General features: G+C 61.5%; 19 protein-coding genes and 1 pseudogene. 7 read left to right on the top strand and 13 right to left on the bottom strand.

Annotated elements, in window-relative coordinates; genetic code table 11:
- The first annotated feature begins 72 nt into the window (after positions 1 to 72).
- The 4 genes from KHO33_RS36240 (at position 73) to KHO33_RS36225 (ending at position 4438) form a co-directional block, all read left to right on the top strand.
- The gene (locus KHO33_RS36240) at positions 73 to 1044 is read left to right on the top strand and encodes an ABC transporter permease (protein ID WP_054042341.1); all 972 of its coding nucleotides are present in this window, start codon (positions 73 to 75) and stop codon (positions 1042 to 1044) included.
- Between the two features lie 79 nt (positions 1045 to 1123).
- Positions 1124 to 2035 (top strand): ABC transporter ATP-binding protein, encoded by a 912-nt coding sequence (locus KHO33_RS36235; RefSeq protein ID WP_054042343.1) that lies wholly within the window; start codon positions 1124 to 1126, stop codon positions 2033 to 2035.
- A 151-nt stretch (positions 2036 to 2186) separates the two neighbouring features.
- On the top strand, positions 2187 to 2864 hold the full coding sequence (locus tag KHO33_RS36230) for a heavy metal response regulator transcription factor (RefSeq protein ID WP_097396675.1): 678 nt from the start codon (positions 2187 to 2189) through the stop codon (positions 2862 to 2864).
- A complete protein-coding gene (locus KHO33_RS36225; RefSeq protein ID WP_200567589.1) occupies positions 2864 to 4438 on the top strand; it encodes a heavy metal sensor histidine kinase in 1575 nt (524 codons plus the stop codon). Before KHO33_RS36230 ends, KHO33_RS36225 begins: the two co-directional genes overlap by 1 nt.
- Here KHO33_RS36225 and KHO33_RS36220 read toward each other — a convergent pair.
- From KHO33_RS36220 to KHO33_RS36210, 3 genes are read right to left on the bottom strand one after another with little or no spacing between them, the layout of a single operon-like run.
- Positions 4419 to 5867, bottom strand: a complete 1449-nt coding sequence (locus tag KHO33_RS36220) for an efflux transporter outer membrane subunit (RefSeq protein ID WP_200567590.1) — start codon at positions 5865 to 5867, stop codon at positions 4419 to 4421. The genes KHO33_RS36225 and KHO33_RS36220 overlap by 20 nt on opposite strands.
- A 27-nt stretch (positions 5868 to 5894) precedes the next feature.
- Positions 5895 to 7250 (bottom strand): efflux RND transporter periplasmic adaptor subunit, encoded by a 1356-nt coding sequence (locus KHO33_RS36215; RefSeq protein ID WP_200567591.1) that lies wholly within the window; start codon positions 7248 to 7250, stop codon positions 5895 to 5897.
- A 19-nt stretch (positions 7251 to 7269) separates the two neighbouring features.
- Entirely contained in the window at positions 7270 to 10503 is a 3234-nt protein-coding gene (locus KHO33_RS36210; protein WP_200567592.1) for an efflux RND transporter permease subunit, read from the bottom strand.
- Between the two features lie 276 nt (positions 10504 to 10779).
- Between KHO33_RS36210 and KHO33_RS36205 the strand changes: the two genes are divergently transcribed.
- The gene (locus KHO33_RS36205) at positions 10780 to 11058 is read left to right on the top strand and encodes a DUF4148 domain-containing protein (RefSeq protein WP_054042350.1); all 279 of its coding nucleotides are present in this window, start codon (positions 10780 to 10782) and stop codon (positions 11056 to 11058) included.
- Between the two features lie 324 nt (positions 11059 to 11382).
- On the opposite strand, the gene KHO33_RS36200 is transcribed toward KHO33_RS36205, so the two are convergent.
- From KHO33_RS36200 to KHO33_RS36165, 8 genes are all read right to left on the bottom strand, one after another.
- Positions 11383 to 12144 (bottom strand): hypothetical protein, encoded by a 762-nt coding sequence (locus tag KHO33_RS36200; RefSeq protein ID WP_234480831.1) that lies wholly within the window; start codon positions 12142 to 12144, stop codon positions 11383 to 11385.
- Positions 12145 to 12212: 68 nt separating this feature from the next.
- Positions 12213 to 14714 (bottom strand): TonB-dependent siderophore receptor, encoded by a 2502-nt coding sequence (locus KHO33_RS36195; protein ID WP_200567593.1) that lies wholly within the window; start codon positions 14712 to 14714, stop codon positions 12213 to 12215.
- Between the two features lie 116 nt (positions 14715 to 14830).
- The gene (locus tag KHO33_RS36190) at positions 14831 to 15835 is read right to left on the bottom strand and encodes a FecR domain-containing protein (RefSeq protein ID WP_200567594.1); all 1005 of its coding nucleotides are present in this window, start codon (positions 15833 to 15835) and stop codon (positions 14831 to 14833) included.
- An 11-nt stretch (positions 15836 to 15846) separates the two neighbouring features.
- Positions 15847 to 16359 carry a sigma-70 family RNA polymerase sigma factor gene (locus tag KHO33_RS36185; RefSeq protein WP_200567595.1) on the bottom strand — a complete coding sequence of 171 codons (513 nt, stop codon included), beginning with the start codon at positions 16357 to 16359 and terminating at the stop codon, positions 15847 to 15849.
- A 106-nt stretch (positions 16360 to 16465) separates the two neighbouring features.
- On the bottom strand, positions 16466 to 16636 hold the full coding sequence (locus KHO33_RS36180) for a hypothetical protein (protein ID WP_172737680.1): 171 nt from the start codon (positions 16634 to 16636) through the stop codon (positions 16466 to 16468).
- Positions 16637 to 16849: 213 nt separating this feature from the next.
- Positions 16850 to 18067, bottom strand: a complete 1218-nt coding sequence (gene chrA, locus KHO33_RS36175) for a chromate efflux transporter (protein ID WP_200567596.1) — start codon at positions 18065 to 18067, stop codon at positions 16850 to 16852.
- A gap of 19 nt (positions 18068 to 18086) precedes the next feature.
- Positions 18087 to 18545, bottom strand: coding sequence for a DUF2501 domain-containing protein (locus KHO33_RS36170; RefSeq protein ID WP_200567597.1), 459 nt, complete (start codon positions 18543 to 18545; stop codon positions 18087 to 18089).
- Positions 18546 to 18825: 280 nt separating this feature from the next.
- The gene (locus tag KHO33_RS36165) at positions 18826 to 19104 is read right to left on the bottom strand and encodes a hypothetical protein (protein ID WP_236074789.1); all 279 of its coding nucleotides are present in this window, start codon (positions 19102 to 19104) and stop codon (positions 18826 to 18828) included.
- A 783-nt stretch (positions 19105 to 19887) separates the two neighbouring features.
- On the opposite strand from KHO33_RS36165, the gene KHO33_RS36160 reads away from it, so the two are divergent.
- Both KHO33_RS36160 and KHO33_RS36155 read left to right on the top strand, forming a co-directional pair.
- Positions 19888 to 22086 carry a LamG-like jellyroll fold domain-containing protein gene (locus KHO33_RS36160; protein ID WP_200567603.1) on the top strand — a complete coding sequence of 733 codons (2199 nt, stop codon included), beginning with the start codon at positions 19888 to 19890 and terminating at the stop codon, positions 22084 to 22086.
- A gap of 208 nt (positions 22087 to 22294) precedes the next feature.
- Positions 22295 to 22588, top strand: a complete 294-nt coding sequence (locus KHO33_RS36155) for a hypothetical protein (protein WP_200567598.1) — start codon at positions 22295 to 22297, stop codon at positions 22586 to 22588.
- Positions 22589 to 22630: 42 nt separating this feature from the next.
- On the opposite strand, the gene KHO33_RS42710 is transcribed toward KHO33_RS36155, so the two are convergent.
- On the bottom strand, positions 22631 to 22765 hold the full coding sequence (locus KHO33_RS42710; protein ID WP_267915762.1) for a hypothetical protein: 135 nt from the start codon (positions 22763 to 22765) through the stop codon (positions 22631 to 22633).
- 287 nt (positions 22766 to 23052) lie between these two features.
- A pseudogene (locus tag KHO33_RS36150) lies at positions 23053 to 23361 on the bottom strand (ISNCY family transposase); the annotation flags it as partial.

Genomic DNA, 23361 nt, shown 5'->3' with positions numbered 1-23361 from the left:
TTGTGGCGCTGCAGTCGCGCTGCACGTCAGGTGGATCGAGTTCCGATACCGAACGCTGCCCCGGAGAATCCCATGACCGTCATTAACAGAAGCGACTGGTTCGCGGTGCGCCGCGAACTCTCCGCACGCGGCAAGTGGCTATTGGGCTTCGGCTCGTTTTTGTTGCCCGTTCTCGTCTGGTGCATCGTCAGCTACGTGCCGTTCGTCTGGCATCCGCAGGTGCTGGTCGAGAGCCCGGGCAGCGTCGACTACTTCCAGCCCGGCATGCGGGTCGACAAGGACGTGTTCGCCGACGAACTGAGCCATGCGCAAGCCGGCCACACGGCGTTGCCGACGGGTGAGCCGGTCAACCCGGTGTACCTGCCCGCGCCTCACGAAGTGCTGCGTGCGTTCTACACCGCGTTCACGACGCCGCCCGCGTCGCGCGACGGCGTATGGCTGCATCAAAGCCTGTGGCACAGCATTCAGGTGATCTTCTGGGGCTTTCTGCTGTCGTCGGTGATCGGCGTGCCGGTCGGCATCGTCTGCGGGACTTACAGCGCGATTGCGCGGCTGCAGGAGCCGTTTTTCGAGTTCTTCCGCTACTTGCCCGCGCCCGCGTTCGGCGCGCTGATGGTGGCGATCCTCGGCATTTATGACGGTCCGAAGATTGCCATCATCGTGATCGGCACGCTGTTCCAGCAAGTGCTGATTGTGGCGAACACCACGCGCAAGCTGGAATACGGTCTGTTCGAAGCGGCGATGACGCTCGGCACGAAGAAACTCAAGCTGCTCACGCACGTGGTGATTCCCGGCATCCTGCCCGACCTGTACCGCGACCAGCGCATTCTGCTCGGCTGGGCGTGGACGTATCTGATCGTGGCGGAACTGGTCGGCACGAGTTCCGGTATCACGTGGTACATCACGCAGCAGGCGCGCTATGAGCATTTCGACAACGTCTACGCGGCGATCATGATGATCGGGATTATTGGACTCGGCACCGACCTCGTACTGGCCTATGTCGGCCGCAAGCTGTTTCCGTGGGACCGCACGCTTAAGGCGTAGCGGGGCTGTTCGCGTCACGGCCTGATGCCCTACATCGCAGCGCGCAGCACCTCATTGCACCGCATTCAAGGATTCAATCATGTTAAATCCGCAACCGATTCCGTCATACCTTATCCAGTCCGAAGCGGTGCGTGAGCGTTTCGACCGTCTGAAGTCGCGCGAGGTGATTCTCGAAGTTCGCGATCTCGACAAGCGCTTCGAGAGCGCGCAGGGCGAGTGCACCGCATTGAACGGCATCAACTTCAAAACGCACCGGCGTGAGTTTGTCTGCGTGATCGGACCGTCGGGCTGTGGCAAGTCGACCCTGATCCGCATTCTTGCGGGCCTCGAGCGGCAGACGAGCGGCAGCGTGCTGCTCGACGGCAAGCCGGTAGAGGGGCCCGGCGCCGATCGCGGCATGGTGTTTCAGGGCTATACGCTGTTTCCGTGGCTGACGGTCAAGAAGAACGTCATGTTCGGTTTGAAGATGAACGGCCACAGCACCATGCATGCCGAGCGCGACGCGCTGCAATGGCTCGATCTGGTCGGTCTGACGAAGTTCGCCAACGCGTATCCGCATCAATTGTCCGGCGGGATGAAGCAACGCGTGGCGATTGCTCGCGCGCTCGCGAACCGGCCGCGGATTCTGCTGATGGACGAGCCGTTCGGCGCGCTCGATGCGCAGACCCGCGCGAAGATGCAGACGCATTTGCTCGATATCTGGCGCAACATCGACGTGACGGTGCTGTTCATTACGCACGATCTGGACGAAGCGATTTTTCTCGCCGACCGTATCCTGGTGCTAAAGGCCAATCCCGGCGAGGTGCAGGAATTGATCGAGGTGCCGGTGCCACGTCCGCGCGACTATTCGCAGGCCACATCGCCAGAATTTCTTGCCACCAAGGCGCGGCTCGAAGCATTGATTCATCCGCCCACGGCCGTCGATGAGGAAGACGATGTCGTCAAGCCGCATATGGTCCGGATGACGGATGTGACGGATAACGTCGAGTAGAAACGAGGCGTGCTTGAGCCGGGAGTGGCCATTTGCCGGTGTACAGGCAGGTGTGGCCGCCCACCATCCACGGCCAGCATTACCAAATCGTAATCATCAGGCGCTCCGCTTGCCGGTATGATTTAAGGGTCAAGCACAGCGGAGCACTCCCATGCGAATCCTGGTGATCGAGGATGAGCTTAAAACTGCGGCTTATCTGAAGAAAGGCCTGGAAGAATCCGGCTACGCGGTCGATGTCGCGAACGACGGCCCACAAGGACTGCTCCTCGCGCAGGAAGAAGAGTACGACGTGATCGTGCTCGACGTGATGCTGCCCGGCATGGACGGCTGGACCATCGTCAAGACCTTGCGTAGCACGCGCACCACGCCGGTGCTGTTTCTCACCGCTCGTGACGACGTCGACGACCGCGTGCGCGGCCTCGAACTCGGCGCGGATGACTACCTCGTTAAGCCCTTTGCCTTCGTCGAATTGCTGGCCCGGGTGCGCACGCTGGCGCGCCGGGGGCCGCCGCGCGAAAGCGAACTGATCAAGGTGGGCGATCTGGAAATGGACGTCAATCGCCGGCGCGTAAAACGCGGAGGCGTGCGTATCGATCTCACGCCGCGCGAGTTTTCGCTGCTGCAACTGCTTGCGCGCCGCCAGGGCGAAGTGCTGAGCCGCACGCAGATTGCGTCGTATGTCTGGGATATGAATTTCGACAGCGACACCAATGTCGTCGAAGTCGCGATCCGCCGGCTACGCACCAAGATCGACGATAACTTTCCCGTCAAGCTGATTCATACGGTGCGCGGCGTCGGCTATGTGCTCGAAGTGAAGGACGCCGCGTGATGCGCGGCCGCTCGCTGGCCGCGACGCTCGCGCTCGCCTTCGGGGTCACCACGCTCGCGGTTTTCGTGCTCGTCGGGAGTTTTCTGTACCTTGCGCTGGAGAAGCAGATCAAGGCGCAGGACGACCTCGATATCGTGCTTGCCGCACGCCATGCAAGGCGGCTCGTCGAAGAGCTCAGCGCATCGAACGGCATTCGGGAACATGGCGACCGGTTGACCAGCATCGTGCTGGGCAATGAAGCGATGTCGATGGAAGTGTTCGGTCCCGATGGGCGTATGGCGATCGAGCACAACGCCGGAGAGACGTTTGCGGCGCAGGGTGGCGCGGTGAGCGGCGCGGCCTCTGTAACTTCAAATGCGTCTGACACTTCTATTGCGGTGAATGGCGCCAGCGAAACGGGCGAAGCAGGCGATGTCCACGACCCGGGCGAGACCGCTGAAGCGGGCGGCGTCGAGACGATCGCTGCGCTGCCGCCGCTCACGCGCATTGCCGCTACTGCGCGCATCACCGACGTGGATATCGGCAACTGGACCGGCCGCAACGGCGCACCGATCCGCGGCATCCTCGCGGACGCGCGGCTGCACAACGGCGACACGGCGACCGTGCTGATCGCGCGCAACATGAGCGACCGCTGGCGATTGCTAGACCGCTATCGCGACAAACTCAACCTGGCCGGCGCAGCCGGCGTGATTCTGGCGATGCTGTTGAGCTATCTGCTGATTCGCGCCGCCTTGCGGCCCTTGCGGGATATCGCGGCGAGTGCCGGCCTCGTCACGGTCAATCGTTTGAATACGCGGATCACGGTGGCGCGCGTGCCGAGCGAACTTGAAGCACTGGTGAATGCGCTCAATGCGATGCTCGAACGGGTCGAGCACGGCTTTCAGCGTCTGTCGCGTTTCACCGCCGACCTCGCGCACGATATGCGCACACCGATTAGCAACATGCGCGGCGCCGCCGAAGTCGCACTTGCCCGGCCACGCTCTACCGACGAATATGAATCGCTGCTTGCATCGAATCTGGAAGAGTGCGACCGGCTTTCGCGAATGATCGAAAACGTGCTGTTTCTTGCGCGCGCTGAGCATCCGCAGTTCGTCAAACATATGCGCGCGTTCGAGGCGGGGCAGGAACTGACGCGAATCGCTGAATACTTCGAGGGCATTGCAGACGATGCGAACGTCAGGGTGCAGGTCACCGGCGCGGCGACGCTGACGGCAGATCTCGAACTGTTTCGTCGCGCCGTCAGCAATCTGCTGGCCAACGCGATCCGCTATACGCCGAGCGGCGGGGAGATCGCCCTCGAGGTTCACGCATCGGCCGACGCGGTGCGCGTCACCGTGTCGAACCAGGGGCAGCCGATCGCCGCCGAACATCTCGAACGGATCTTCGACCGTTTCTATCGCGTCGACCCATCACGCAGTTCCTTGCCTACGTCTGGTATGTCGCAAGGGTCCACGGGTTCGACGGGGCTCGGGCTTGCCATCGTCCGCACGATCATGGAGTTGCACGGCGGCACGGTGCATGCGGAGAGCGATGCGCAGAGTACGCGGTTCGTGCTTACGTTCCGGCGGGGTTAGATCCATCCCACGTCCCACCCAGCGCCTTTAACAACAACACGCTCGACTCTAACTGCCGTGCCGCGATCTGATCCGCGGTGCGCTCGTTCGTCAACGCAATCGTCTGCGCCGTCACCACATCGAGATAACTAACCGCGCCCGCGTTGAAGCGATTTGTCGTGAGCCGTAGCGACAGATCCGCGGCCGAGGTCGCGCGCTGCTGGCTGGCGGCTTCGTCGGCGAGCGAATGCAAGGCGGACAGATTGTCTTCGACCTGCTGGAACGCCACCAACACCGATTGCCGGTAATCCGCCACCGCGCCGTCGTACTGCGCGGTCGCGCCATGCAGGGTGGCCGTGCGCTTGCCGCCGTCGAACAGCGTGCCGACCAGTTGCGGGCCAAGCGACCAGAACAAACTCGGCGCGCTTAGCCATGGCGCGAAGAAGGTGCTTTCCAGCCCCGCGCTCGCCGACAGCACGAGATCGGGAAAGAAGGCCGCGTGCGCCTCGCCGATCTGTGCATTCGCGGACGCCACGCGCCGTTCGGCGGCGGCAATGTCGGGGCGTCGTTCGAGCAGTTGCGACGGCACGCCGACGGGAATCGCCGGCGGCGTCGCAGCCGAACCGTTCGGTGGCAACGTGAAGGTGGAGGCCGGCTCGCCGATCAGCGTGGCAATCGCATGCTGCATCTGCGCGCGCGTCACGTCGATGTCCGTGTCCTGCGTGCGTGTCGCTTCGAGTTGGGTAGTGGCCTGAGCGACCGCGGAGGCATCGATCGCGCCGTCTTTCAGTTGCTGCTGCAGCAGCTTCAAGGCGGCGGCATAGGCGGTCACGCTGTCGTCGAGCAGCTTCTTTTGCGTGTCGAGCGAGCGCAGCGAGAAATAGTCGACGGCGAGATCGGCGCTCATCGACAGGCGCACGGCTTCGAGATCCGCTTCACTCGCTTCAGCATCGGCCTTCGCGCCGGTCACGCTGTCGCGCACGCGGCCGAACAGATCCGGCTCCCAGCTCGCAGACACGCCGGCCGAATAGTCGGGAATGGTCTTGCCCGCCAGCGCACGGTCCACGAGATTCTGCGAGGTTCTCGAACGATTCTGGGCGGCACCGGCGGTGATGGTCGGGAAGAAACCGGCACGCTGATAGTCCACCATCGAGCGAGCTTGCTGCACCTGCGCAACTGCCTTGCGCACGGTCTGATTCGAGACGTCGACGCGCGCTTCGAGTTGATTCAGCACTGGATCGTTGAAGATGGTCCACCACGGGCCACGCGGTGCGGCGTCGGCGGGTGCGGCCTGGGCCCAGCCAGGCGCCGCGCCTGCGTATTGCGCGGGGATCTCGGCGGTGGGGCGCTGGTACGGCGGCAAAGTCGAACAGGCGCTCAGCAGTGCGCCGATCAGCGTGGCCACAATCGAACGCCGCAACAACGGGCGCGGAAGAGATAGGGGAGACATTTGGCTCATCCTTTCGATGACTGGCGCTCAGCTATGCGTGGCCGGCGCGATCTGCACGAGCTGGCCTGTGCTCAGCGAATCGCCCGGGTTATCGATCACGCGGTCGGTCGCCGCGAGGCCCGTGGTGATTTCCACATGCGTGCCAAAATCGCGGCCGATGTGCACCGTCTTGAGCGCCGCACGGCCATTGCCGTCGACCACGGCGACCGTCACGCCGTCGGGACGGAAGAGCAGGGCGCTGACCGGCAGTTCGAGCGCCGGTGTGGTCGACTGCAATTGCAGATGCACCTGCACGTAAGCGCCTGGCATCAACGCACGGTCCTTGTTGTCGACGTCGACCTCGACGCGCAGCGTACGGCTCGACGGATCGATCGAACCGGTTGTGCGCGCAACTTTTGCGGCAATGCGCCGGCCGGGGTACTGCTGCGCGGTCAGATACACGCCGGTGTCAGGTGTGACGTAGGGCGCGTCGTTCTGCGGCACGTCGACGAACACGCGCAGCACGCCGGTCTGCTGGATATGAAACAGCTCGCCGGACATACCCGCCGTGCCAGGCGTGCCGCCCGCCGTCACGAGTGCACCGACATCGACGTTGCGCGCGGTGATCGTGCCGTCGAACGGAGCCGTGATCTTTTCGTACGACACCAGTTCGGCAAGATGCGCGACATTGGCCTGCGCCGACGCCAGCATCGCGCGGCGCGCTTCCATGTCGCTGACTTTCGTATCGGCGTCCTGCTGCGCGACCGATTGCGTTTTCAGCATCTCCTGCCAGCGCTGCGCTGTCGTTTTCGCGAAGTCGAAGTTGGCCTGCGCGGTGGCTTCGTCGGCACGGGCCTGGCGCAGTTGTGCGTCGAGATCGGGCGCGTCGATCGTGGCGAGCGTCTGGCCGCTTTTCACCTGGACGCCGATGTCGGTGTTCCAGTGCGCGAGGTAGCCGCTCGTGCGCGCGTAGATCGATGCTTCGGCGAACGGCGTTACGGCACCAGGTAGCAACAGCTCGTTGACGGCCGGCGCGGGGCGTGGCGTGACCACGGACACGCTGAGCACGCTTTGCGCTTGCGTCTGTTGTGTCAGCGCGGCGCTTGCGTGTAGACGCGGCACGATGCCCACGATCAGTAACGCTGCGGCGAGGCCAGCCAATGCGAACGGCCACACGCGGCGGCGCGGCTTCAGGCTTGTGGTCATGTCGGCTGAGCGTTCAGTTCCGGCGGCGGTGGGGTGCGAGTATTCGTTGCCGCTCGCGCGCTGAGCGGACGGAGCCGCTTGAGCGGCCTCAGTGGCATGCACGGTATCTGCGGCTCTGGCAGCGTCTGCGGCTCGATCAGCCTCAACAGCCGGTTCAGACCTGTCGCCGAGGTCCGGCGGAAGTGATGGATTGTTCATGAGCTAGTTCTCGTCGGAGTCAAAGTGTGCGGGCGGGAACGCGGGATTCTTCTGCAGCGGCGCGAGCCGCGCGTCGTTTATCGAGCCACGCATGCACCATCCCGTAGACGACCGGAACAAACAGCAAGGTGGACACCGTGCCAAGCGCAAGGCCGCCGATCACCGCGCGGCCGAGCGGCGCATTCTGTTCGCCGCCGTCGCCGAGTCCGAGGGCCATCGGCAGCATGCCGATCAGCATGGCGAGCGCGGTCATCAGCACGGGACGGAAGCGGCTGAAGCCCGCCTCGAGCGCGGCCTGCAGCGGCGGCTTGCCACCGTGGTGGAATTCACGCGCGGTGTTGATCACGAGAATGCTGTTGGCCGTGGCAATGCCGATACACAGAATGGTGCCGGTCAGCGCCGGCACGCTCACGGTCGTGCCAGTGCTGAACAACATCCACGCGATGCCCGCGAGCGAACCAGGCAAGCCGCTGATGATGATGAACGGATCGAGCCACGACTGAAAATTGACGACCATCAGCAGATAGACGAGGGCAATCGCGAACACGAGACCGCTTGCGAGGCCGCTGAACGAATCGTGCATCGCCTGCACCTGGCCGCGCACCACGATCGACGCGCCCGGCGGCAATTGCGGCCGGATCTGATCGACGAGCCGATTCACGTCGGTCGCCACGCCGCCGAGGTCGCGCCCTTGCGCCGATGCAAAAATATCGAGCACCGGCTGCACGTTGTAGTGCGAGACGACGGCTTGCTGGGTGGCGCGTGTCAGCGTGCTCATCGCGCCGAGCAGATTCTGCGGAGCGGGGCCGTTGCCACTTGCCGCAGCGGATGCCGCCACCGCGCCGCTGCTCTGCGCAACCGGAATATTCGCCAGTGCCTGCAGCGAGTTGATGTCGTACTGCGGCATCATCGCCATCAGCGGATAGCTGACACCGTTGTGCGGATCGAGCCAGAAATTCGGCGTGGTCTGCGAACTGCCTGAGAGCGCGATCAGCAGGTTCTGCGACACGTCCCGTTGCAACAGGCCGGCCTGAATCGCCCGCGTACGGTCGACATTCACGTTGATCGCGGGTTCATCGCCGGGTTGCTGGATGCGTGCATCGACGAGGCCGCGCACACCGCGCAGTTGAGCGAGCAAACGGTTCGCCACGACGCGATTGGCGTCGAGCTTGTTGCCGACAATCTGGATATCGATCGGCGCGGGCAAGCCGAAGTTGAGAATCTGGCTGACGATATCGGCGGGCAGGAAGGCAAACGTGACGCCGGGGAAATCCTTGGAGAGTGTCGTACGCAGCGTCGCCACATAGGCAGCGGTGGGCTTGTGTCCGGCTGCGAGTGTGATCATCACGTCGGCGTCTTCCGGGCCGATCGGGTCGGACGAATCGTAGGTCAGGTTGATGCCGCTCACCGGCACGCCGATGTTGTCGAGCACGGCCGCGAGTTCCTGCTTCGGGATCACGCTGCGCACGCGGGCTTCGACTTCATCGGTGATACGCGCGGTGTCTTCGATACGCGTGCCAGTTGGCGCACGCAGATGCAAGCGGATTTCGCCGGTATCGACAGCGGGGAAGAAATCGCGGCCGGAGAATGGCACCAGGACGAGCGAGCCGATACACAGCAGCAGAAAGATTGCGATGAAACGACGCGGGCTAGCGATAGCCGACGCGAGCACGCCGCGATAGCGTTCGCGCAACATCTCGAAGCGATGTTCGAATCCAGCCTGAAGGCGGATCAGGCGCGCAATCGGGCCGTTACCCGTGACGGGCGCGTTGCTGCGCGCACGCATCAGATACATCGCGAGGGTCGGCACCAGCGTACGCGAGAAGAAATACGACGCGATCATCGCGAATACCACTGCCTCGGCGAGCGGCACGAACAGATAGCGTGCAACGCCCGAGAGCAGAAACATCGGCACGAACACGATGCAAATGGACAGTGTCGAAACGAACGTCGGCACCGCGATTTCGCCCGAGCCGTTCAGAATCGCGTCGTGCAGCGGCTCGCCGTTCTCCAGATGGTGCGTGATGTTTTCAATCGCGACGGTGGCGTCGTCGACGAGAATACCCACTGCGAGCGCGAGCCCGCCAAGCGTCATGATGTTGATGGTCTGGCCGAGCGCGGAAAGTGCGATCAGTGAGGTCAGCACCGCGAGCGGAATCGACACCGCGATGATGAGCGTAGCGCGCCAGCTGCCGAGAAACAGCAGGATCATCAACGCGGTCAGGGCCGCGGCGATCACGGCCTCGCGCGCCACACCCACTACCGCCGACTTCACGAATACCGATTGATCGGACAGCGCGGTGATATGCAGCGCGCTCGGCAAGCCCGCCGCGATATGCGGCAGCATTGCCTTGACCTGCTGGATGATGGTCAACGTGGACGTGCTGCCGGATTTTTCTATGGTGAGGAGCGCAGCGCGTTTACCGTCGCTGCGCACTATGTTGGTTTGCGGCGCATAACCATCGCGAACGTGGGCAACGTCGCGCACATACACCACGCCGCCGGCTACCGTCTTGATCGGCAAATCATTCAGCGCGGCCACCGTGTCGGTGCTGCCGTTCATCTGCACGTTGTATTCCTTCGTGCCGATCTTGGCGGTGCCGCCCGGGAGAATCAGGTTCTGCGCATTGACGGCGTTGACCACGTCGAGCGGGGAAAGGCCTTTGGCCTGCAGCGCGCGCGGATCGATATCGACCATGATCTGCCGCACCTTGCCGCCGAACGGCAGCGGCACTGAGGCGCCTTGCACCGTCGCCAGTTGCGTGCGGATCTGGCTGTTGCCGAGGTCGTAGAGCTGCTGTTCGGACAGCGTGTCGCTGGAGAGTCCGAGTTGCAGGATCGGCACCGTCGACGCGTTGTACGTGATGATGTTCGGCGGCAGCGTGCCGGGCGGCAACACGCGCAGGATCGAGGCGGAATTGGAGGCCGCCTCGGCGATTGCGCGATTGATGTCCGCGCCTGGGTGGAAAAAGATCTTCACTACCGAGACGCCGTTCAGCGATTGCGACTCGATATGCTCGATATCGTCGACGTCGGAGGTCAGCGCGCGCTCGTAATTCGACGTGATGCGGTTGGCCATGTCCTGAGCGGAAAAGCCGTTATACGTCCAGACGATGCTGACCACCGGGATGTCGATGTTCGGAAAAATATCGGTCGGCGTGCGCAGTATCGCGAGAGGCCCGACGATAAAGATCAACACCGCGAGGACCACGAATGTATATGGGCGGCGCAGCGCGAGCTTGACGATCCACATGACGGTTTCCTGAAAAGAGGCAGAGGGAGGCGCACGGTTTCTGACGCGCCTGGTGGCGCGGGGTGCGGGCTTCTTCGTTGGTCAGGAGTGTGGGGTTTGGGCACTTACCGGGTGTGGTCCGGTAGATTACCGTTCTGTTATCTTGAAGTTGGGGCTAAGCCCGATGCGTAGATAACAAAACGGTAATCTCCAGGTCAGTGCTCCGACAGCTGAAATGACAAGAATGGGAAGCGTGGTTCAAGCCACTCATTTCTTGCACTTCATCGGAGAGACATCATGAAATTGCTTACCGCTATTGCTGTTGCTGCGCTTAGTTTGCCGTTTGGGGCTACGGCCTTTGCTCAATCTAATCCGTCGGGGTTGACCCGTGCTGATGTTATCGCTCAGTTGAAGCAGGCTCAGGCTGAGGGGGTCGTGCCTACTTCCAACAACGACTATCCGCCTACGGCTAAGGAGATTGCGCGGAATCGGGAGATTTATGCTATTCAGCATGGAGGGGATGGCGCTGGCGCTGTGAAGACTGCTGCGGATCAGGCTGCGGCGGCTTCTAATTGATGTTGTGTATGGACTCCTGCGGTGTTGGCCTTTCCTTGATTTGCTTTTCGTCTATTAGCGTTGCCCCTGTGCGGGGCGGCACTTACTTCTCTTTGCCGCCGCAAAGAGAAGTAAGCAAGAGAAAGCGGCTAGAAGCCCCTGCTAAGCGGGTCCCGCAGCTCGCTCAGGGTAGTGGTGCATCTGGAATCTGTGTTCGTGCCCGTGCACCTGCTTGTGACAAGGGAGTCATACTTCCGGCGGCGCTGCGCGCGCCGAAGAGTAGTTCATAAAACCGATCATGCGGTTTTGCGCTCACGCCACATTCGGTACGGTGGCTTGTGTCCTTCAACTTAAGCCCATCGCCCAATCCACCGCTGCGTCGAACAGGCTGTTTCCCGCCGGCGACAAGTTGGCGAAGGTGTCGTTGTTCAGGAAAAACATCACGCGGCGTGCGGGGGCCAGTGATTCGTAGTCCATCGTCGCACCTTTCTCGTACGCGAAGATCGCCGCCTTTTCCGGTTGGCCATACAGCGTTGCAATGGTCGTTGCGCCCAAGCCGGGTTTGCCCCAGCTCATCGCGGCCTGTTTGACATATACGTTCGTTACGCCTGCCGGTAAACCGGCTGCGATCGGGTGCGGTGCGTTGACCAGCCACAGGTAGCGCTCCTTCTCCGCTTCGCCGAAATCGACGTCGTGACGCTTGCCCGTCATCGCGAAGTCGTCGAGTAAATCGTTCTCCCATGTCAACAACGGTTTGGCCAGGTAGCGCCAGTCACCCACTACCTGTTTCGATGAGACCGTCGATGAAATAACAACGAGTTCCGCATCGCCAACTGCCTCCGGCGGTTGCGCCTGGTCCAGCATGCGAACGCTATAACCTCGCGCTTCAAGGTGTGTCGCGATCCTCTGGTCGACAGCCAGGCTCGGCCCGCTGAGTTGCACTACCATCACGATCTTCTTGCCAGAGCGTGGCCCGCTTGTTGTCGCGCTTACTGCAGGTGTCGTGACCGCCAGCAGGGCGCCAAGGCCCGCTGCTGCGGTGAGAAATGTCCGGCGTTTACGCACGAGCGCTGGGCTCTGTTCAGTGCGGCGATTCTGAAGTTTCATGACGATTCCAGTCTCGTGTTGATCAAGTGAATGGGTGTATTGAGTGCGAGGTGCGATGTCGGTACGGCCTAGAACTCGAGCGTCGACAGCAAAGAGACCTGACGTGCGTCGCCAACCGACACGAAATACTTGTTCACGCTCGACGGGTAATAAGTCTTGTTGAACAGATTTTTCACGTTGAGCTGGAACGACAGATGCCGATTGCCAAGTTTCGTCTCATACGTGGCAAAGGCGTCGGCGACGGTGTAGGCCGGTAGCGTAAAACTGTTGGCCGAATCGCCCGGCCGTGGGCCGACGTAATGCGCGCCGGCGCCGACTCGCAACTGATCGCCGCCGAAGATCGTGCCGAAGTCGTATACCGCCGCAAGCGATGCGGTATTCTGCGGCGCGTTCCACAAACGCTTGCCGGCGTAAAGCGGGTCCTCGGTGGTCTTCGCGTCGATGTATGCGTAGCTCGCGATCACGCTCCAGTGCTGGCCGATCTGGCCGGCCACGTCGAGCTCCACGCCGCGTGAACGCGCTTTGCCGGCCGTGCGCCAGTCGGTCTGCTTGGTCGTGTCGTTGTACTGCTGCACCAGCACGTTCTTCTTGTCGATATTGAACAACGCCAGCGTGCCGCTCAGGCCGTTGGGCATCGCCACCTTGGCGCCGAGCTCCCACGAGGTGGCTTCCTCAGGCAGCACCGATGAATCGATGACCACGCCCGAAGACAACGGCGCGATGGTCGAAGTCGGTTTGAGCGACTGCGTATAGCTGCCGTATAGCGACACCGTGTCGGTCCATTTGTAAACCACGCCCGCGCGCGGCAGCCATTTGGTGCCGTTAATGTCGGTATTGACGACAAATGGCCGGCCCTTTCCCGCGATCTGGTTGTAGCTCAGAAAGCGCGCGCCGCCGATCAGGATCCACTTGTCGGTGAGGTGCAAACTGTCCTGAAAGAAGAGCGAGCGGTCGTGCAGCGTGTCAGTCTGATCGCTATCGCTCGCCGACACCGTGGTCGACGGACTCTCCAGACCGTAGACCGGACGAAAATAGTTGAACGGATATTTCGTGGCCTGGCGCAGCAAGTCCTTGCGATAGATGCGGCGGTATTCGTCGTCGACACCGACCTGCAAATCGTTGCGCAAACCGGCAATGTCGAAATGGCCGTCCACATAGGCGATCGCGTAACTGTCCGTGCTGAGCGCGCCATGTGTCGCATCGTTGCTGCGCGACACGGCGCCCGTCGTACTGTTGATGCCTTGCACGCGTAACTGACCCGCGTCGTAGGTCTCGCGGTTGTAGCTGTAGCCGAAGTGCGCCTTCCAGTTGGCATTGATCTGATGGTCGACGCTGATTTGCGCGAGGTTCGATTCGCCGTCCATTTCGTTGAACGGTTCGTCGAGACGTTCGCGGCTCGAGATCGCGAGCGGCTTGTTGGTCTTCGGGTCGAGCGCCGTGCCGCGGTCGAACGGATAGAGAAACTTTCGATATTCGTACGACACCACCACCTGCGTATCGCGTCCATACCATGCGAGCGACGGCGCCACGAGCGTCTCGCGATGTTCGCCGAAGTTGCGCCAGTATTGTTCGTCGGTCTGGTCGACGACCAGCCGGTAGGCGAGGCCGGAGTCGCCGATCGGCCCGGTCGTATCGAACGTCGCGCCGGCTCCATTGCGGCCGTGTCCGTAGGTCGAGCCGAGCACGGAGATCGCGTGATACGGTTTGAGCAAGGGTTGCTTGCTCACCACGTTGACAACGCCGCCCGGATCCATGATTCCGTACAGCAGCGAAGTCGGACCTTTGAGTACTTCGACACTGTCAGCGGCTGCGTTCAGCGCGCGCCCCTGCACAAGCGGCATGCCGTTGTGCATGATCGAACCGTCGCGATTGCCGCCAAAACCGCGCTTGAGCAAGGTGTCCTGCGTGCCGGCCAGCGTATTGCCTTGCACGATGCCGCTCACGTTCGAAAGCGCGTCGTCCAGATTGCGCGGACGTTGGTCGTGCAATACCTGGGCCGGTACGATGTTGACGGCCTGGGCCGTGTCGAGCACCGGTGTATCCGAACGCGTCACCACTGCGTCGACAGGTGGCCGGTAGCTGCCGGCTTTCACCGTCGACGAACTGACGGTCACGGCGGGGAGGGTGGGGCCGCTCCCGTTGCTGGTGTCCGCTGAAGGCTCAGTACGCTGCTCGAGTGTATAGCTGCCATTGGACTGTTGCACCGCGCCGAGCCCCGTGCCGCGCAGGATTCGATCGAAGCCTTGCTGTATGTCGTAATCGCCGCGCAGACCTTCACTCATGCGGCCGTCCGTCAGCGCCGCCGGAAACGACAGCAGCAGTCCGCTTTCGCGTCCGAAGCGATTGAGCGCCGCTTCGAGCGGGCCAGCCGGAATGTCGTAGCTCTTGCGCGGCGACGCCGCCGAAGCGGATGGCGCATCGGCGGCCAGCGCGACATTGAACGGCAGTCCCGCCGAGATCAGCGCGGCCGTTGCAATATGCCGCGCGAAGTGTGCCGGCTGCCGCGCGCGCAAAGCGCCACGGCTGCTACGGCTGCCATTGCCGGCGCCGGTCTTTCGATGCTGTCCCATGTTCAAAGCTCGCAGGAAGGTAGACGATGTGTTGCTCTCATCTCCCTTGTCACGCGAGATTCGAAAATAGCTCACAACAGACGAAAATATTTCGGTGCAGGTAACGCAAGCCGGTTTTAAGAGCGAGCCGCGCGCACGGTGCCCCAGTAGCGCGTGATGAATACGACCTCGACCGGCAAGGTTCTCGCCAGGGTGTCGAGCACGCGGTCGGTGTCGGCGAGCGGGAAGGTGCCCGAAAGCCGCAGACCGGCCACCGAGGGATCGCAGCTCAGATACCCCGCGCGATAGCGGTCGATCTCGTTCACGAAGTCGCCGAGCCGCATGCCGCTCGCGACGATCAGGCCATCCGTCCACGCTGCGTCGTTCTCGCTGATCGGCTCGACCGCGCTGATGTCATCACGTGTAAAGCGGGCGCGTTGGCCGGCATGGACGACCGGCGCGAGGCCCGGTGCATCGAATGGATTGATCCGCACGGCGCCTTCGAACACATCGAGACGGCAGAGCGCGCTCTGTTGTCTGACGGCGAAGCGCGTGCCCAAGGGCTGCAAACTGCCTTGCGCCGTCTCGACGATGAACGGCCGGCGCTCACTCTCGTTGTGACCGGTCGCGATCATGATTTCACCTTTGATCAGGTGCACGCGGCGCTCGGTACTGCTGAAACGGATATCGATGGCGCTGTCGGTGTTCAGTGTCAGGTGGGTGCCGTCGGCAAGCGTCATGGCGCGGCGCTCACCGAGTGCGGTGCGCGCATCCGCACTCCATGCGCGCCACGGCACGTGCTCACCGGCAACCCATGTCGCGCCGCCGGCGAACAACAGAGTCGCGAGGACTTTGACACTCGTGCGGCGCTTCGCCGAGCCGGGACGCGTCAGCGCAGCGCGTGCGGCTGCCGCGCCGCTTGCGCCTGCGTTGCCCGTGCCAGTTTCAGCGAGACCTCGGAAGCGGCTGCTGACGCTGCAGATGTGTTGCCATGCACGCTCATGATCGGGATGCTCCGCGCGCCAGCGCATCAGCGCAAGTTGCTGCGCGCGCGTGTTGTCGCCGGATTGCAGTTCCATCCACCACTCCACGGCGCGCAGGGCGATATGCTGGGGAATATCAGGTCGCGCGCTCGCGTTCATCCGTCGATCCGTCAGGTCACGCTGAGCGCGAAGAAACACTGCGCGCCGGCGCGCACCAGATGGCGTTTCACGGTCGAAACGGATAGCTTCAGTTGTGCGGCGATCTCGGCATGGCTCAAGCCGTCGAGCTGGGCCAACAGGAACGCACGCTTGACGGCGACCGGCAGCCGCTCCAGCAGACTGTCGATTTCACACAGCGCTTCGAGAAGCAACGCACGCTCTTCAGGCGAGGGCGCAAAACTTTCGGGGACGAGCGCCAATGCTTCCAGATAGGCGCGCTCGATCTGCTCGCGACGCCAGTAGTTGGCTATCACGCGTTGCGCGACGGTCGTCAGGAACGCACGCGGTTCTTCCAGGGCGAGCGGTTCATCGCGGGCGAGCAGACGCACGAACGTGTCGTGCGCAAGGTCGGCCGCGCGATGCGCGCAGCCGAGCTTCTTGCGCAGCCACGCGTGGAGCCAGCCGTGATGATTGCTGTAGAGCGCCTGCATCTCGTGATGCAGGGCCGATTCGATTGCCGCCATGGCCTACCGGACGCGCCGGATCGATGGATGCGGCGCCCTTGTAAATGAGAACGATTCGCATCATAGCATGACAAAATGTAAGGGTGGAATGAGAACGTGCCTGGCGCTATGACCGGTCGCGGTTACGGGCACGTGTGGCGCCCGTGATCACCGCGAGGCCGAGCATGACGACCGCGACGATCGCGATCGTATGTTGTGCAACATGCAGCGCCATCAGTCCCCACGCCACGCCGCCTATCAGAATGATCCAACCTACGAGATAAATGAGCAGGGTCATCGTTGTTCTCCTTTTCGTTCGACGGACGGGACCAGCCTGCTATGGAAAACATTACCGGTCGCCCCGATTGGGCCGTTGAAGTCGCGTGCCCGAACTGGCTTGCAGACGGGCAAATCCGGCACTTGCGATCAACGGGTCTATCGAGCAGCAGATTTCGCGCCCGACATCGAATGCCCGCGCCGATTCAGGCGGGGAACGATGGTGGAAGGGAATTCAGACGACCCACCACGCGAGCAGCGCCGTGAGCAGCACCACGGCCCATGAAGGTAGGCGCCACCAGCCGAGCAACGCGAGCGCCACGATGACCAGGGCGAAATCGCGCCCGCTGTGCACCGCGCTGGTCCAGACGGGATCGTAGAGCGCGGCGAGCAGAATGCCGACCACGGCAGCGTTGATGCCGGCCATCGCCCGGCGCATCGACGCGAATGCCCGCAGTTCGCCCCATAGCGGTAACGCGGCGCCGACCAGCAGAAAGGAAGGCAGAAAAATTGCGACCGTAGCGATCAGCGCACCAGTTATACCCGCCGGATAACCGGTGCTGGCGGCGCCTAGAAACGCCGCGAAAGTAAATAGCGGCCCCGGTATCGCCTGGGCTGCGCCGTAGCCGGCCATGAAAGAATTGGTCGAGAGCCAACCGCGCGGCACGACGACCGCTTCGAGCAAAGGCAGCACGACATGGCCGCCGCCGAACACCAGTGAGCCGACCCGGTAGAACGCCGCGAACAGGTCGAGTGGATACGCATGCAGCAAGGCGGCCGCGGCGGGTAAGCCAAACAGCAACAGCCCGAAGACGGCGAGGCAAAGAAGGGCGCCGGTCTTCGTGCCGGGCATGCCGAGCGGCGCGCGCGGCACCTCGGTCGATGATTTGAGAAGCAGGGCGCCGGCGATGCCCGCCACGACGATCGATGCGATCTGGCCATAAGTCGCACCGAGCACGATCACCACGATGGCTGACGCCGCCGCGATCGTGATGCGGGCACGGTCGGGACACAGCGTGCGACCCATCGACCAGACCGCCTGTGCAACGACGGCGACTGCTGCGAGCTTGAGGCCGCGCAGCAAATGAAGTCCGTTTGCCTCTGCCAGATGAGTGAAACCGTAAGCGAACGCGACCATCAACAACACCGACGGCAGCGTGAAACCGAGCCAGGCCGCGAACGCGCCCGCGATGCCGCCACGAAAGCGGCCGATCGCTATACCGACCTGGCTGCTGCCGGGGCCTGGCAGAAACTGGCACAGCGCGACCAGATCGCTAAACGTGTGTTCGTCGAGCCATCGGCGGCGTTTAACGAACTCGTCGCGGAAGTAGCCGAGATGTGCGGCAGGCCCACCGAACGAGGTCAGGCCGAGCCGCAGGAAAATGCAGAAGATGCTCCATGGCGAACTATGTGCGGGCAGCTCGATGGGCGTATCGGATTCCGTGTTCTGCATCAACATGTTCCACACCCGCTCACAGCAAGGATTTCCCTTGGGCGAGAATCTTGTCGCAGACCTGTTTCGTGACCTGTTCTTTCAGGCCGCCACCGCTCAGGTCCAGTTGCTTGCCGTCGCCGCTGCTGAGGATGCCCTTGGCACCGTTGGTATAGCCGCTGTCCGTCGAGGCCGAACTGGAGCCGCCCGGCAGTTTGCTCATCAACGAGTCCTTGACCGAAGACGCGCTGCCGCCGCTGAGATAGTTGTTCTTGATGCAGAACTCGAGCACACCCGCGACGTTGCTGGTGCTGCCGGAAGTTAATGACTGGCCTGACAAGGCACTGCCCATGCCGCCGAGGCTCCCGAGGCCACCGGACGATCCACCACCCGAGCCCTGGTTGAGCAGGTTACCGAGCTGCGCCTGAGCGGCCGGGACAGGTAGCAATGCTGCGATCAGCATTCCTGTAGCTGCGATGCGATAGGTGCGTGATTTCATACTCGAACTCCTTCTGCTGGCTGAAAGTCCTCTCTACTATAGTGCCTTTCAGACGCACGGCAGACGGGGTTGCCACGTTAAATGTTGTCATGCGCGATGGATAAGCTGCGGCAGTCTCGAGAAACTGTCATCTTGATCGTATAGACGTACGCCATATATCCGAGCGCAGTTAGAGGGAAGGGGCTTATCGAGCACGTTGCAAGGCGGAGTGAGTTTTCGCGATATTTGGCGTGCGACTGCGTTGGCACTCACCACTGCACAGGTTAGTCGCTGGGCCATCCTAAGCGACCGTATGAGACAGACTCAGAATGACAGTCAATGCGCCTGATTTGTCATAGTCGAAGAGTCGTGACTTCACTTTCAGCACGCCATCGAATCCCAGGTCGTCGACCTTCATTGTTACGTTATCGCCGACAAGAGGAAGTTGATGTGCTGCCCGTGTACCGGTAGTACGGTATGTGCCAAAGCCACCCGTGTACTCGTACACATAAGTCACTTTCTCATCCATGTGCGCCCCGCCCGTGTGAATCATGTGGTCAATCTGATAGAAGTCTTGCACAACTGCGTCCGATTTCGCCTGGCCTCATTTGGACTGAACAGGATGTAAAAAAGGGGGAGGTGAATCGTTGGTCGACGTTTGATGGGCGTTGCGTGCGCAGTGAGCGGAACGGCGTTGCTTCATGCGGAAGCTATTGACACTCCTCGGCCCGCTGCCGACGGTCAGACCTGACAACAGTCGCGGCATGCGTTGCCATATATGGCGATGCGCACACTATATGAGATTTTTATTATTTGCCGTAAGCAAATCCTGATTTACATATAGGGATTTCCTTATTTTTTATTGAATATTTTTTGAACGCGTATCTCTCACAATAAATTACCTTAATCTATAGAAGCAATCTGCATTTCCCCCTTCAGACTGAATTAAATCGGCCGTATACCTTGATGATGCAGGGATCATCAGTAGACGTGGTGCCGTGGTCGACACCAATTTCTTTCCGCATTTTTAGTCATCATTTATCGAAATTAATCAGACTGCGACCGCGTGTGTTTCACGAGGCGAGTGGAATCTTCAATAACACTCATTGAACTGCATCAGGAAAAAGGCCGCAATGGTGTTATCCGCATCTGAACGCGGACGGCACATATCGCGGCCGCAAAAGCAAACGTTTGCCAACAACGGACGGCACCCAGAATGGCTCCATAAAAAACCATCGGGACCGTCTCATTCGGAGAGAAGAAGAGCATGACGAGGTCGAAATCGAGCAAGGTCGATACACAACGAACACACGTAAATTCAGACGCTCCTGAAGCACGGTCTGGACATGCCAACACCGTGGCGATGCAGGAGCAAATCACCGAGGGCATTTCGCGTCGCACATTTCTGTATAGCCTGGGTGCGTTGGCTCTGTCCGCTTGCGGCGGCGACGGCGGCGGAACGTCGTCGGCTCAGGCGTCCCAGTCATCGCTCTCGGCGGCCGCATCACGAACTGCTGTGCTGAGCAGTTCGTCGTCCAGCGCGTTTGTGCATCCAGGTCTGCTGCATACCCAGGCCGACTTCGATCGGATGAGCCAGAAGGTCGCGGCGCAAGCGTCTCCGTGGATCGATAGCTGGAACATCCTGATCTCGAACAGTCATGCGAGCCTGTCGTGGACACCACGCCCACAGGCGGTCGTCTATCGGGGTAGCGACGGAGTGCATTCGCAGAACTACTCCTTGCTGTTCAATGACGTCGCGGCGGCGTACGCATGCGCATTGCGCTGGAAAGTCTCGGGCAACACCGCTTATGCCGACAAGGCAGTGCAGATCATGAACGCCTGGTCGTCGGCGTTGACCGGGATCGGCGGCAATACCGACGCCGATCTCGCGGCCGGTATCTACGGCTATGAATTCGCCAATGCCGGTGAAATCATGCGCACCTATTCAGGTTGGGCAGCCGCGGACTTCGCGAGCTTCCAGAGCATGATGCGCAACGTCTTCTATCCGATCAACCACGATTTCATCAATCGGCACAACAACACCGAGGTGACTCACTACTGGGCCAACTGGGATCTGTGCAACGTGGCATCGATCATGGCTATCGGTGTGCTATGCGACGACCAGTCGCTATTCGATGAAGCTGTCACCTATTTCAAAAGCGGCGCGGGCAACGGCGCGATTTTGCAGGCCGTCTACTACGTCCACCCGGGCTACCTGGGTCAATGGCAAGAGTCGGGACGTGACCAGGGACACGCCACGCTCGGCATCGCGCTGGCGGGAGCGATCTGCGAAATGGCCTGGAATCAGGGTGTCGATCTCTACGGTTACGACAACAACCGGTTCCTCATGGGGGCGGAGTACGTTGCGAAAAGCAATCTGATCGAGTCGGGCACGACTTTCTACACCGTGCCTTTTGTTCGCTACACCAATGTAGACAAGGTGAACCAGACGGCGTTTTCGACTTCGGCTCAAGGGACGGTGCGGCCTTGCTGGGCGCTGGTCTACAACCACTACGTCAATCGCAAGGGATTGGCCGCGCCTTACACGCAGAAGTTCGCGACACTGGTCCAGCCCGAAGGTGGCGGAGGCAACTATGGACCGAACAGCGGCGGCTACGACCAATTGGGCTACGGGACGCTGACCTGCACGCTGGATGCGATCGCAAGCGGTGCAGCGCCTGGCGCGCTCGTTGCAATTGCGAGCGCGGGGCAAGTCGTCCTGTCGTGGTGGGGCACGGCGTACGCGACGAGCTATAACGTCAAGCGCGGCACCACGTCCGGCGGACCCTACACGTCGATTGCAACTGGTGTCACCGATCTGCTCAGCTATACGGACAGCGGTCTCTCAGCCGGCACCTATTACTACGTCGTGACCGCGGTGACACCGGCCGGCGAATCGGCCGCGTCTAACGAGGCCGTTGCGGTCACGGCGGTGCAACTGCAGACCTACCTGGCATTCGACGAAAGCAGCGGCACAAGTGCGGCGGACTCTAGCGGGAACGGACATACCGGCACGCTAGTCGGCGGTGCGAGCAGGGCGGTTGGCAAGAAGGGTAATGCCGTATCGCTCGACGGAAACACGGGTTATGTCAGCCTGCCGAACGACATCGTGGCCGACATGTCGGACTTTACGATCGCGGCGTGGGTGTACTGCAACGCAGCGAAGAACTGGGAGCGTGTATTTGATTTCGGTTCCGGCACGGGCCGCTACATGATGCTGACCCCGCGCGCCAATAACGGACTCGCGCGCTTCGCCATCACGCTTAATGGCGGCTCGGGCGAGCAGGACATCAACGGCAATGTCGCCTTGCCTACCGGGCAGTGGGCGCACGTCGCGGTGACGTTATCGGGCAACGTCGGCACGCTGTATCTGAACGGTGCGGAGATTGGCTCCAATACGGCGATGTCGTTTGCGCCGTTCCGTGTGGAAAGCACCAGTCAGAACTGGATTGGGCGATCGCAATTCTCAGCCGATCCGTATTTCAATGGATTGATCGACGAGTTTCGCATCTACCGTAATGCGCTCAGTGCGGAGCAGATTGCGGCGTTGATTTCGGTGTAGGCATAGGTTGGCGGATGCTGACGTGCTGTGGGCTCGTTGGCATCCGCGCGGCTGGGCTTCAGCCCCAGCGCGGTCGTGCTAGACCGCCGCAAATCCATAAAGGTTGAACATAGGTCGATGTTGGAATTTGCAAGCTGCGCGATCTAATATGATCAATACGTATCGGCTCCAGCCAATGCCCCACGCAGCCGCACCCGGAGATCCCATCATGCTGATTGCGAAGGTCGTAATCGGAGTAGTCGCCCTCGTCGGCGTGACCACAGCCTACGCGGACGGGTTCGTCGTCACGAGATCCCTTTCGAACGGGCGTGAAATGCGCCTCGTCGAACACACTGCCGAATGTGATGGCGGCCCCGGCGCATTCATTTACAGGAGCGGTAAGCAGGTCGATCAGACCTGCAATGTCCAACTGACTGCGGCAGGAGCGACAGTGAGGTTGCCGCCCTTTGAGCCGCGCATGTTCTTCCCGCGCGACACGCTGTACCAGTACTCGAAACTATGAGCGTCCGCCGGTCTCTGCAATAAACCTTTGGATGGGCGTGCATTACCGGTGCATGCGTTGATTATTCCTGCGTTCAGCCGACAGTACGATCGTCAGGCGATGTTGGACGACCGCCTCGATGATCTTCACACGCTCGAGTTCGCGCATGCTGATCGTGATCAATCCACGTCCGTTCATGTCCGGCTCTCCCGGGCTGTGCTCATGCCGCAGCATGCGCCACAGCAGCCAGCCCGGAGCCGGGAACCGGACATTTCTAATGAGCCAGAACCGGACATTACAACTTTGCTCCTACACCACATGTCGAGGCCATTCTGAAGTGTCGTAGCGGCAGCAAAGTAGAAATGTCGTATCCGGGGTTGGTTTTGACGCTGGTTTTGACGCTGGGTTTGTCTCTGTCTTTAACGGTTTGAATCTCACACAGCGTTGAAGGACAGCGTGTGAGCGGGCAGGGCGTGTCAGTCCGATCAGACAGATCCTGCAGACCGACGGCCAGGTTTGCGCGGTTGCTTCGGCTGATTGCGTTGCGCCAGCTGCACGATCACACCATCAACATCGGCCTGTGTGAACTCGCGCTGCTTCTTCGTGCCACTTTTGCGCTGGTCAGGCTGGACCGCCTCGCCACGGTTCGTGCGCGACGGCGAGCCCGATGCGCGCCGGTTGTCGCGCTGCGCCTGTAGCGCCTGTGCGACCTGCAGTGCATGACCGAGCCGCTTGTGTTCGATCACCGCGCCCTGATCGATCGCGGCGAGCCGGTCGTAAGGCACGCAGGGAAG

This window comes from Paraburkholderia nemoris (assembly GCF_905221015.1).
Taxonomy (GTDB): Bacteria; Pseudomonadota; Gammaproteobacteria; order Burkholderiales; family Burkholderiaceae; genus Paraburkholderia; species Paraburkholderia nemoris.
This window is presented reverse-complemented; position numbering and strand designations above follow the sequence as displayed.

Excerpts from the sequence above, each read along its gene's own strand:
- KHO33_RS36240 (WP_054042341.1), top strand. The coding sequence starts at position 73 with ATGACCGTCATTAACAGAAGCGACTGGTTCGCGGTGCGCCGCGAACTC.
- KHO33_RS36235 (WP_054042343.1), top strand. The coding sequence starts at position 1,124 with ATGTTAAATCCGCAACCGATTCCGTCATACCTTATCCAGTCCGAAGCG.
- KHO33_RS36230 (WP_097396675.1), top strand. The coding sequence starts at position 2,187 with ATGCGAATCCTGGTGATCGAGGATGAGCTTAAAACTGCGGCTTATCTG.
- KHO33_RS36225 (WP_200567589.1), top strand. The coding sequence starts at position 2,864 with ATGCGCGGCCGCTCGCTGGCCGCGACGCTCGCGCTCGCCTTCGGGGTC.
- KHO33_RS36220 (WP_200567590.1), bottom strand. The coding sequence starts at position 5,867 with ATGTCTCCCCTATCTCTTCCGCGCCCGTTGTTGCGGCGTTCGATTGTG.
- KHO33_RS36215 (WP_200567591.1), bottom strand. The coding sequence starts at position 7,250 with ATGAACAATCCATCACTTCCGCCGGACCTCGGCGACAGGTCTGAACCG.
- KHO33_RS36210 (WP_200567592.1), bottom strand. The coding sequence starts at position 10,503 with ATGTGGATCGTCAAGCTCGCGCTGCGCCGCCCATATACATTCGTGGTC.
- KHO33_RS36205 (WP_054042350.1), top strand. The coding sequence starts at position 10,780 with ATGAAATTGCTTACCGCTATTGCTGTTGCTGCGCTTAGTTTGCCGTTT.
- KHO33_RS36200 (WP_234480831.1), bottom strand. The coding sequence starts at position 12,144 with ATGAAACTTCAGAATCGCCGCACTGAACAGAGCCCAGCGCTCGTGCGT.
- KHO33_RS36195 (WP_200567593.1), bottom strand. The coding sequence starts at position 14,714 with ATGGGACAGCATCGAAAGACCGGCGCCGGCAATGGCAGCCGTAGCAGC.
- KHO33_RS36190 (WP_200567594.1), bottom strand. The coding sequence starts at position 15,835 with ATGAACGCGAGCGCGCGACCTGATATTCCCCAGCATATCGCCCTGCGC.
- KHO33_RS36185 (WP_200567595.1), bottom strand. The coding sequence starts at position 16,359 with ATGGCGGCAATCGAATCGGCCCTGCATCACGAGATGCAGGCGCTCTAC.
- KHO33_RS36180 (WP_172737680.1), bottom strand. The coding sequence starts at position 16,636 with ATGACCCTGCTCATTTATCTCGTAGGTTGGATCATTCTGATAGGCGGC.
- chrA (WP_200567596.1), bottom strand. The coding sequence starts at position 18,067 with ATGCAGAACACGGAATCCGATACGCCCATCGAGCTGCCCGCACATAGT.
- KHO33_RS36170 (WP_200567597.1), bottom strand. The coding sequence starts at position 18,545 with ATGAAATCACGCACCTATCGCATCGCAGCTACAGGAATGCTGATCGCA.
- KHO33_RS36160 (WP_200567603.1), top strand. The coding sequence starts at position 19,888 with ATGCAGGAGCAAATCACCGAGGGCATTTCGCGTCGCACATTTCTGTAT.
- KHO33_RS36155 (WP_200567598.1), top strand. The coding sequence starts at position 22,295 with ATGCTGATTGCGAAGGTCGTAATCGGAGTAGTCGCCCTCGTCGGCGTG.
- KHO33_RS42710 (WP_267915762.1), bottom strand. The coding sequence starts at position 22,765 with ATGAACGGACGTGGATTGATCACGATCAGCATGCGCGAACTCGAGCGT.